This window comes from Sutterella sp. (genome assembly GCF_052272535.1).
Classification (GTDB): Bacteria; Pseudomonadota; Gammaproteobacteria; order Burkholderiales; family Burkholderiaceae_F; genus Sutterella.
In genome coordinates, this window is record NZ_DAVZJY010000089.1 from 1 (window position 1) to 8,975 (window position 8,975).

Consider the following 8,975-nt stretch of genomic DNA (forward strand, 5'->3'; position numbering starts at 1 on the left):
GCCCCGTGAGAGTGCCCGCGGCCGACATCGCCTCGGGCGTGCCGGAGAAGACCACGTCGCCGCCGGCGGCACCCCCTTCGGGGCCGAGTTCGATCACCCAGTCGGCGCACCCGATCACGTCGAGGTTGTGCTCGATCACAACCACCGTGTGGCCCATGGCGGTGAGCCGGTCGAAGACGTCCACGAGGCGCGCGACGTCGGCGAAGTGCAGTCCCGTCGTCGGTTCGTCGAAGACGAAGAGCTTCCCGGCGGCGCCGTGCGCGGCGGGCACGCCCTCGGCGATGCGCGCGGAGAGCTTGAGGCGCTGCCGCTCGCCCCCGGAGAGCGTCGTGAGGGGCTGGCCGAGCCGCAGGTAGCCGAGGCCGGTGAGCTGCAGCACCTTCAGGGAGCGCACGACGGCGGGATGCCGGGCGAAGGCTTCCACCGCTTCGTCGACGGTCATGTCGAGCACGTCGGCGATGCTGCGGGGCTTGCCGTCGTCGAGCGCCGGGCGGATGCGCAGGATTTTCTCCTGATAGCGCCTGCCGCCGCAGGCCGGGCAGGGGAGGTAGACGTCCGAGAGGAACTGCATCTCAACGTGCTCCCAACCCGTGCCCGCGCAGCGCGGGCAGCGGCCCGCGCCTGAATTGAAGGAGAAGTCGCCGGGCTTGAGGCCCGCGGCGATCGCTTCGGGCGATGCGCCGAAGAATTCGCGCACCGCCGTGAAGGCGCCGACGTAGCTCGCCGGGTTGCCGCGCGTCGTGCGCCCGAGCGAGCTCTGGTCCACGAATTCGACGGCCGCGGGAAGTTCGCCCGTGAGCCTCACGGGCTCGCGCGGCGCCGGGCGCGGCGCCTCGTCGTCCTCTTCGGGCGTGAAGGAGACGGCGCCCGAGAGACGGCGCTCGAGCGCCGGAACGAGCGTGTCGGCGATGAGGGAGCTCTTCCCCGAACCCGAGACACCCGCGACGGCGATGAGGCGCCCGAGGGGGAAGCGGACCGTGAGGTCGCGCAGGTTGTTTGTCGTCGCGTGCATCAGCGTGAGCGCGGGGCCCTCGGGCGCGACGGGAAGTGCCTTGCGCGTGATGCGCTTTCTGCCCGAAAGGTAGGCGCCGGTTTCCGTGGGCGCCGTGAGCGCGCCGCGCGCGTCGCCCTCGTAGATGATCCGGCCGCCCGCGGCGCCTGCGCCCGGACCGAGGTCGATCAGCCGCCCGCCCGCGAGCATCACCTGCGGGTCGTGCTCGACCACCACGAGGGTGTTGCCCGCCGCGGTGAGGCGCCTGAGGATCGCGTTGACGCGGTCCATGTCGCGCGGATGAAGGCCGATCGAAGGCTCGTCGAGCACGAAGAGCGTGTTGACGAGGTTGGCGCCGAGGGCGGTCGTGAGGTTGACGCGCTGCACCTCGCCCCCGGAGAGCGTGCGGCCCTGGCGGTTGAGCGTGAGGTAGCCGAGGCCGACGTCGCGGAGGAACTCGAGGCGCGAGAGGCATTCCGAGAGCACGAGCTCCGCGGCCGCGTCGTGCGGCCGCCCGCGCAGCCCTTCGAGGAAGGCGAGGAGCGCCGAGACGGGGAGCAGCATGAGCTCGTGGAAGTTGAAGCCCGGAAGCGCCCGGCACGCCGCCTCCGTGAGGGAGCTCCCGACGGGGCGCACGACCGGCGTCGGGACGCCCGTCTTCCGCTCGAGCGCCTCCCGGTCTCCGGGCGCGCCCACGCGCCAGGCGAGCGCCTCGGGCTTGAGGCGCGCGCCCGAGCAGGCCGGGCACGGGCGGTAGGCGCGGTAGCGCGAGAGCATCACGCGCACGTGCATCTTGTAGTTCTTCGTCTCGAGCCACTCGAAGAAGCGTCCGATGCCGTACCACTCGCGGGCCCAGTCGCCCGTCCAGCCGGGCTCGCCCTCCTCGATGATGCGGCGCGCCTGCGCCGGGAGCTCGCCGTAGGGGACGTCGGTGGCGATGCCGAGGCGCCGGCAGGCGCGCAGCATGTCGGTCTTGCATTCGGAGAAGGACTTGGTCGAGAAGGGCTTGACGGCGTCCTCCTCGAGCGTCTTCGTGCGGTCCGGGATCACGAGGTCGAGGTCGGTGCTGATCACACGCCCGAAGCCGCGGCAGACCGAGCAGGCGCCGACGGGCGAATTGAAGCTGAAGGCGGCGGGCTTCGGGTCGGCCGAATGCCAGCCGCATTCGGGGCAGGTGCGCCCGAGGGCGTAGCGCGCGAAGCGCGTAAAGGCGCCGTCCTCCCCTTCGATCCAGAAGGAGACGGCGCCTTCGCCGCGCGCGAGCGCCGTCTCGACGGCTTCCACCGCCCGGGCGCGCTCGACGCGCGAGGGGCGCCAGCGGTCCGCGGCGACCGTGAGGAGCACGCCGTCGGCGCGCGCTTCGCGCGCGATGATCCGGGTGAAGCCCTGCGCGGAGAGCGCCGCCTCGGCGGTCTCGACGGGGAGCGCCTTCGGCACGAAGCGCTCGAAGGCGACCGCGGCGCGCGCTTCGAGGAGGTCGCGCCCTTCGAAGCGGGCGCGCACGTCCTCCCAGACGGAGGCGGGCGAGAAGTCGGCGACCCGCGAGCCGTCCCTCGGGCAGAAGCACTCGGCCGTGCGCGCAAAGAGCAGCTTCAGGCGGTCGTTCACCTCCGTCATCGTCCCGACGGTGGAGCGCGACGTGCGGATCACCGCGTTCTGGTCGATCGCGATCGCGGGCGGCACGCCCTCGATCGAGCGCACCTTCGGGCGGTCCATGCGGTCGAGGAACTGGCGCGCGTAGGGCGAGAAGGTCTCGACGTAGCGGCGCTGCCCTTCGGCGTAGAGCGTGTCGAAGACGAGCGAACTTTTGCCCGACCCGGAGAGCCCCGTCACCACCGTGAACGTCCCGACGGGAATGTCGAGGTCGAGGTTCTTGAGGTTGTTCTGCTCGGCCCCGCGGATGCGGATCGCGGGGACTTCCGGAAGGGCGGCGCCGGTCTCTTTCTCTTGCGTCATCTGGGCTTGTCTCGGACGGATGAATCGTCGGGAGCTTCAATTTAGCCGAATCGGCGGGCATGGCGCCGCCGCCGGGCCGCCGGACCTTCGGGTGCATCAATATGTAACAAATCGCTTCCAAACTCTTGCCAAGATGCAAATTCTTATGCATAATCCGCTTTCTCCGATTCGGGGGGATTAGCTCAGCTGGGAGAGCGCTTGCATGGCATGCAAGAGGTCAGCGGTTCGATCCCGCTATCCTCCACCAGAATTCAGGTCCCTATCGTCTAGAGGCCTAGGACACAACCCTTTCACGGTTGGTACCGGGGTTCGAATCCCCGTGGGGACGCCAGGATTGAAGCCGCGTCGAGTGCGATAGAGCGCTTGGGCGGCCTCCTCCTGCGCAGTTCATCAAGGACTGCGCAAAGAACAATCAGAACACCCGGGGGATTAGCTCAGCTGGGAGAGCGCTTGCATGGCATGCAAGAGGTCAGCGGTTCGATCCCGCTATCCTCCACCAGAATTCAGGTCCCTATCGTCTAGAGGCCTAGGACACAACCCTTTCACGGTTGGTACCGGGGTTCGAATCCCCGTGGGGACGCCACAGTCTCGAAGCGTTCTGATTGACAATCTGCTCCGGTTTCGGGGGATTAGCTCAGCTGGGAGAGCGCTTGCATGGCATGCAAGAGGTCAGCGGTTCGATCCCGCTATCCTCCACCAAACAAGGAAGTCCTGAAGGGTCCGCAGATCCTTCAGGATTTTTTTGCCTTCGGCCCGGCCGGACGCGGGGTGCAAAAAGGCCGCGCGTTCCTTCACGGGACGGCGGCCTCGATGCGGCGGCCCGGACCGGGGGCCGGGCGCTTGGTGAGGGTCGAAGACGTCAGCGCTGACGGCGCTTGTCGGCCTCTTCGACGACGCCGCGGCGGACGGTGTCGAACGCGTCGTTGAGCGCGGCCATCACGTCCTGGTTCGTGCGGGTGACGATCAGATTGCGGCCCGAGACCGTGAGGTCGATGCGGATCGTGAAGGCGCCCATCGTCTGGTGGCCTTCCTGAGAGACGGTAACCTTGCAGGGCCCGAGCTGGTTGTCGAACTTGGTGAGTCCGGCGAGCTTCTCGTTCACGGCCGTTTCGACGGCGGGGGAGCGGTTGATGCCATGAAAGATGATCTGAGCAGCCATAGGAACCTCGCTTTTTGTTGTTCTGAGCTGGTGAGAATTGCCGGAGGAAAACTTCCTTCGGTGTTCTTAAATCAAAGTGTATCCGTTTCCGGGCCGGTTGGGGGCTCTGCGGCATCCGAATTTGTCCCAAGTCGCAAATGCCCCTAAAAGACGCGTTGGGGTGCTCCGCATCCATTAAAATACGCGCGCGTTCGAGACGGACCACGGCATGCGTCCTAGAGCACCGAAGTTCTCGAACGGCTTTCATCCGTCAGATTGAGAAAAGCCTGCGTCCCCTGCGGGCGGCCCCCTCGCGGGCCGCTTTGGACGGGCGGACGCCCGGGCGAGCGTTCCATTTGCGAAAGATGCGTCCGGCCTCGAGGGACGCGTCGGGAGTCGTCTCCCGACGCCGCCCTGAACGCGCCGGAATATGAATTGATTGGTGGGAGGCGGCGCATACGGCGCCGCACGCGTTCCTCCGGGCAGCCGGGGGGCGAAAAGACGACGAAGAAGGGGGCCTGAAGCGCCCCGAAAGCGCTCCGCCGCATGCCCGCCGCGGCTTCAAGCCGCGCGGTGCGGAGCGAAAGACAACATTTTTTAAGAAAGAGACAACAGACATGTCCATGGATCGCAAGCCTTGGCAGGACAAGGGTCCGCGCCGCTCCTTTGGTGATGATGAACAGGGCGACCGCCGCGGCGGCCGCTTCGACCGCTTCGACCGTTCGGAACGCTCCGAGCGCTTCGAGCGTTCGGACCGCCGCGACTTCGGCGACAGGAAGCCCTTCGGCGAGCGCAAGCCCTTCGGTGAGCGCCGCGACTTCGGCGAACGCCGTGAGTTCGGCGACCGTCCGCGCTTCGAGCGCTCGGACCGCCGCGACTTCGGCGACAGGAAGCCCTTCGGCGAGCGCAAGCCTTTCGGCGAGCGCCGTGAGTTCGGTGATCGTCCGCGCTTCGACCGCAAGCCCGGCGGCCGCCGCTTCGAAGGCTCCCGCGGCCCGCGCGAGGACTTCGGCGTGCGCTCTGGCCCCCGCGCCCGCGCCTACGACACGCGCCGCTTCGCCGAGAGGAGCGAGTTCGCGCAGAACGCGATGGTGCGCATCGACAGCGACATCGCCGACTTCTTCGGCAGCCCCGAGGCGGTCAACCAGGCCCTGCGCCTTCTGATCGACGCCGCGCGCGTCGTGAAGCTCGACGCCGTCAAGCCCGCCGCTCCGGAAGCGGTCGAGCCTGAAGAGGCCGCGCAGATCTTCGGCGGCGACGTCGAGGAGGACGACGTCGAGGACGCCGTCTACGGCGACGCCGCCGAGGCCGAGGAGGCCCCGGAAGCGGCCGGCGAGGAGAAGGCCGAGGAGAAGTTCGAAGAGAAGGCGCCCGAAGCCGCCGCGGAAGCGAAGTAAGCCGCTCCGCCTCTGCGGGATTCCCCTCAGCTCCGGCGATGCCGAACCTTAAGCCGGCCGCCGGAACGGATTCCCTAGAATGAAGACGGACGGAACTCCGCCTTCGAAGAAGAAGCCCCGGAAGATTCCGGGGCTTTTTTATGAACCGCTCTGGCGGCCTCTCATGCAGCAGTACATCCTTGCGCTCGATCAGGGTACTACGAGCTCGCGCGCGCTCATCTTCGACCGCTCGGGCGACGCCGTCGCGCTCGCGCAGCGCGAGATCACGCAGCGCTATCCGCGCCCGGGTTGGGTCGAGCACGATCCGGTCGAGATCTGGGAGAGCCAGCTCGCCGTCGCCCGCGAGGCGCTCCGCCGCGCCGGGCTCTGCGCGGCGGACCTCGCCGCCGTTGCGATCGCCAACCAGCGCGAAACGACCGTGGTCTGGGACCGCCTGACGGGCGAGCCCGTCGCGCCCGCCCTCGTCTGGCAGGACCGGCGCACGAAGGCGCGCGTCGAGGCGCTCGAGGCCGAGGGGCTCGAACCCCTCGTCGCCGGCAAGACCGGCCTGCGGCTCGACCCCTACTTCTCCGCGACGAAGATCGGCTGGATCCTCGACCACGTGCCGGGCGCGCGGCGCCGCGCCGAGTGCGGAGAGCTCCTCTTCGGCACCGTGGACGCGTGGTTGCTCTGGAAGCTCACGAAGGGCGCGGTGCACGCGACCGACGTCACGAACGCCTCGAGGACGCTGCTCTGCGACCTACGCTCGGGCCAGTGGGACGACGAGCTGCTCGCGCTCTTCGGCATTCCGCCGGCGATGCTGCCGCAGATCGTGCCGAGCTCCGGCGCGGCCGCCCTCACCGATCCGGAGTGGTTCGGCGGGGTGGTGCCCGTGACGGGCATTGCGGGCGACCAGCAGGCGGCGGCCTTCGGCGAGGCGTGCTTCACCCCCGGCACCGTCAAGAACACCTACGGCACGGGTGGGTTCCTGCTGATGAACATCGGCGCGGAGCCGCGTCCGAGCGTGAGCCGCCTGATCACCACCGCGGCCTTCCGGCTCGAAGGGCGGCGCCCCGCCTATGCGCTCGAAGGGAGCGTCTTCGTCGCGGGCGCGGTCGTGCAGTGGCTGCGCGACGAAATGGGGTTCGTGCGCACGTCGGCCGAGATCGAGCCGCTCGCGAGAAGCGTCCCCGACACGGGCGGCGTCTACTTCGTCCCCGCCTTCGCGGGGCTCGGCGCCCCGCACTGGGATCCGGACGCCCGCGGCTGCCTCATCGGCCTCACGCGCGGCACGAAGCGCGCGCACATCGTCCGCGCCGCCCTCGAGGCGATCGCCTTCCAGAGCGCCGAGGTGCTCGATGCGATGGCGCGCGACGCCACGCACCCGGTGACGGAGCTGCGCGCCGACGGCGGCGCCTCGCGCAACGATCTGCTCATGCAGTTCCAGGCGGACATTACGGGCGTGCCGGTGATCCGGCCCGCCCAGACGGAAACCACGGCCTTGGGCGCGGCGTACCTCGCCGGGCTCGCCTGCGGGTTCTGGTCGGACACGGAGGAGATCGCCTCGCTCTGGCGCGCCGAACGCGTCTTCGAGCCGGCGATGTCGGCCGACCGGAGAGGATTTTTGATGAACCAATGGGCGCGCGCCGTGAGCCGCGCCCGCAAATGGAATATTGATCATGACTGATGCTGGCAAGACGACTGCGGCCGAAGCCGCAACGAAGCCCCTTCTTCCCCTTGACCGCGCGGAGATGATCGCGCGCGTGAAGGCGGACCCCGTCTGGGACGTGGTCGTGATCGGCGCGGGCGCGACGGGCGCCGGGATCGCCGTGGACGCCGCCTCGCGCGGCCTCTCGACCCTGATCCTCGACGCGCAGGACTTCTCCGCGGGCACCTCCTCGCGTTCGACGAAGCTCATCCACGGCGGCGTGCGCTACATGAAGAACCCCCGCGACTGGGGGCTCGTCTGCGAAGCGCTCCATGAGCGCAAGATCCTCATCGAGAACGCCCCGCACCTCGTGCACGCCGAACCCTTCGTGCTGCCGTGCTTCAAGAAGTACGAGCGCGAGATCTACACGGTCGGGCTCGGGATCTACGCGGCGATGGCCGGCAAGGCCTCGCTCGGGCGCACGCGCGCCCTGAAGCCCGCCGAGGCCGCGGCGCGCCTGCCCGGCGTGAAGACCGAGGGGCTTCTCGGCGGGGTCGAGTTCTACGACGCGCAGTTCGACGACGCGCGCCTAAACGTCGCGCTCATCCGCACGGCGCACCGCGAAGGCGCGGCCTGCCTCAACTACTTCCCCGTCACCGCGGTCGAGCGCGACCGCGGCCTCATCCAGTCGATCACGGCGACCGACGCCGAGACGGGCGAGACGCACCGCATCCGCGCGCGGTGCTACTTCAACTGCTCGGGCGTGTGGACCGACGCCGTGCGCCGCCTCGTGGACCCCAACGCCGCCTCGATCCTGCGCTGCTCGCGCGGCTCGCACGTGCTCCTCGAGCGCGAGTTCCTCCCGGGCGAGGCGGGCATGCTCATCCCGAAGACCCGCGACGGCCGCGTGCTCTTCTGCATCCCCTGGCACGACATGACGCTCGTCGGCACGACCGACGTCGAGCAGCGCGAGCCCGACATGCATCCCGAAGCCTCCGAAGAGGAGATCGCCTTCATCCTCGAGACCGCCTCGGGGTACCTCGCCCGCCCGGTGACGCGCGCCGACGTCCGCGCGTCCTTCGCGGGGCTGCGCCCCCTGCTGCGCGCGCCCGAGAGCGCGGACGGCTCGACCGCCAAGGCCTCGCGCGAACACGCCGTCATCCCCGAGTTCGGCAACATGATCACGGTCGCGGGCGGCAAGTGGACGAGCTACCGCCGCATGGCCGAGGACGCGATGCTCGAGGCGACGACGAGCCACCTCGTCAAGCCGCGCCTGTGCGTCACGAAGACCCTCCCGATCGCCGACGATCCGGTCTACGGCGCCGCGCGCGTCGAGAAGATCGAGAAGGCCGCGGCCATGGGGCCGGGCGCCGACGCCGAAGTGGTCGAATACGCGCTCTGGTCGCGCGACAACGAAGGCGCCCGCACGGCCGAGGACGTGCTCTACCGCCGTCTGCGCCTCGGACAGATGAACGCCGAGCGCACGGCGAAGCTCATGCCGATCGTCGCGGCCGCCCTTGCGGGCGAGCCCTACGAGCTCGAGCCCGTGCCGGCGCCCGAACCCGTGGTCGAGGTCCCGGCCGAACCGACTCCCGCGCCTGCGCCCACCCCCGCGCCCGCGCCCGTCGAGGTCGCGTCCGCTCCTGAAGCCCCCAAGGCGGAGGCCGAAGGCGTCGCCGAGCCGGCGTCCGCCGTCCGTCCTGAAGCCGCCGAAGCGCCCGTGAAGACGCAGGAGGCCGGCGGGGAGGAGAAGTCCGAAGAGCCCGCGCAGACCCCCGCGGCGAAGCCCGTCGAGGATGCGGGCGAGCCCGATCCGGCCGAGATGACCGCCGCCCTCGAGCGCGCCGTCGAGAAGGCCGCGGCCGA

The 8,975-nt window shown here is 69.6% G+C and carries 5 protein-coding genes and 5 tRNA genes; 8 read left to right on the forward strand and 2 right to left on the reverse strand.

From position 1 onward, the window contains the following. On the reverse strand, nucleotides 1-2,947 hold a 2,947-nt coding region (gene uvrA / locus ACT6Y9_RS05940; protein ID WP_443743852.1), incomplete at its 3' end, for an excinuclease ABC subunit UvrA. 171 nt (nucleotides 2,948-3,118) lie between these two features. Here uvrA and ACT6Y9_RS05945 point away from each other — a divergent pair. The 5 genes from ACT6Y9_RS05945 (at nucleotide 3,119) to ACT6Y9_RS05965 (ending at nucleotide 3,646) form a co-directional block, all read left to right on the forward strand. Then, nucleotides 3,119-3,194 (forward strand) — tRNA-Ala (locus ACT6Y9_RS05945). An 8-nt stretch (nucleotides 3,195-3,202) separates the two neighbouring features. Further along, nucleotides 3,203-3,278 (forward strand) — tRNA-Glu (locus ACT6Y9_RS05950). 92 nt (nucleotides 3,279-3,370) lie between these two features. Continuing rightward, nucleotides 3,371-3,446 (forward strand) — tRNA-Ala (locus ACT6Y9_RS05955). 8 nt (nucleotides 3,447-3,454) lie between these two features. Further along, nucleotides 3,455-3,530 (forward strand) — tRNA-Glu (locus ACT6Y9_RS05960). Between the two features lie 40 nt (nucleotides 3,531-3,570). Further along, a tRNA-Ala gene (locus tag ACT6Y9_RS05965) sits at nucleotides 3,571-3,646 on the forward strand. 160 nt (nucleotides 3,647-3,806) lie between these two features. Here the strand turns inward: ACT6Y9_RS05965 and ACT6Y9_RS05970 are convergent. Continuing rightward, on the reverse strand, nucleotides 3,807-4,106 hold the full coding sequence (locus tag ACT6Y9_RS05970; RefSeq protein ID WP_295480346.1) for an HPF/RaiA family ribosome-associated protein: 300 nt from the start codon (nucleotides 4,104-4,106) through the stop codon (nucleotides 3,807-3,809). Nucleotides 4,107-4,702: 596 nt separating this feature from the next. On the opposite strand from ACT6Y9_RS05970, the gene ACT6Y9_RS05975 reads away from it, so the two are divergent. The 3 genes from ACT6Y9_RS05975 to ACT6Y9_RS05985 all read left to right on the forward strand — a co-directional run. Further along, nucleotides 4,703-5,482, forward strand: coding sequence for a hypothetical protein (locus ACT6Y9_RS05975; RefSeq protein WP_295480348.1), 780 nt, complete (start codon nucleotides 4,703-4,705; stop codon nucleotides 5,480-5,482). 163 nt (nucleotides 5,483-5,645) lie between these two features. Then, entirely contained in the window at nucleotides 5,646-7,148 is a 1,503-nt protein-coding gene (gene glpK / locus ACT6Y9_RS05980; RefSeq protein WP_443743853.1) for a glycerol kinase GlpK, read from the forward strand. Next, nucleotides 7,141-8,975 (forward strand): FAD-dependent oxidoreductase (locus ACT6Y9_RS05985; RefSeq protein ID WP_443743854.1); only part of this gene is annotated, 1,835 nt, incomplete at its 3' end. The genes glpK and ACT6Y9_RS05985, both read left to right, overlap by 8 nt.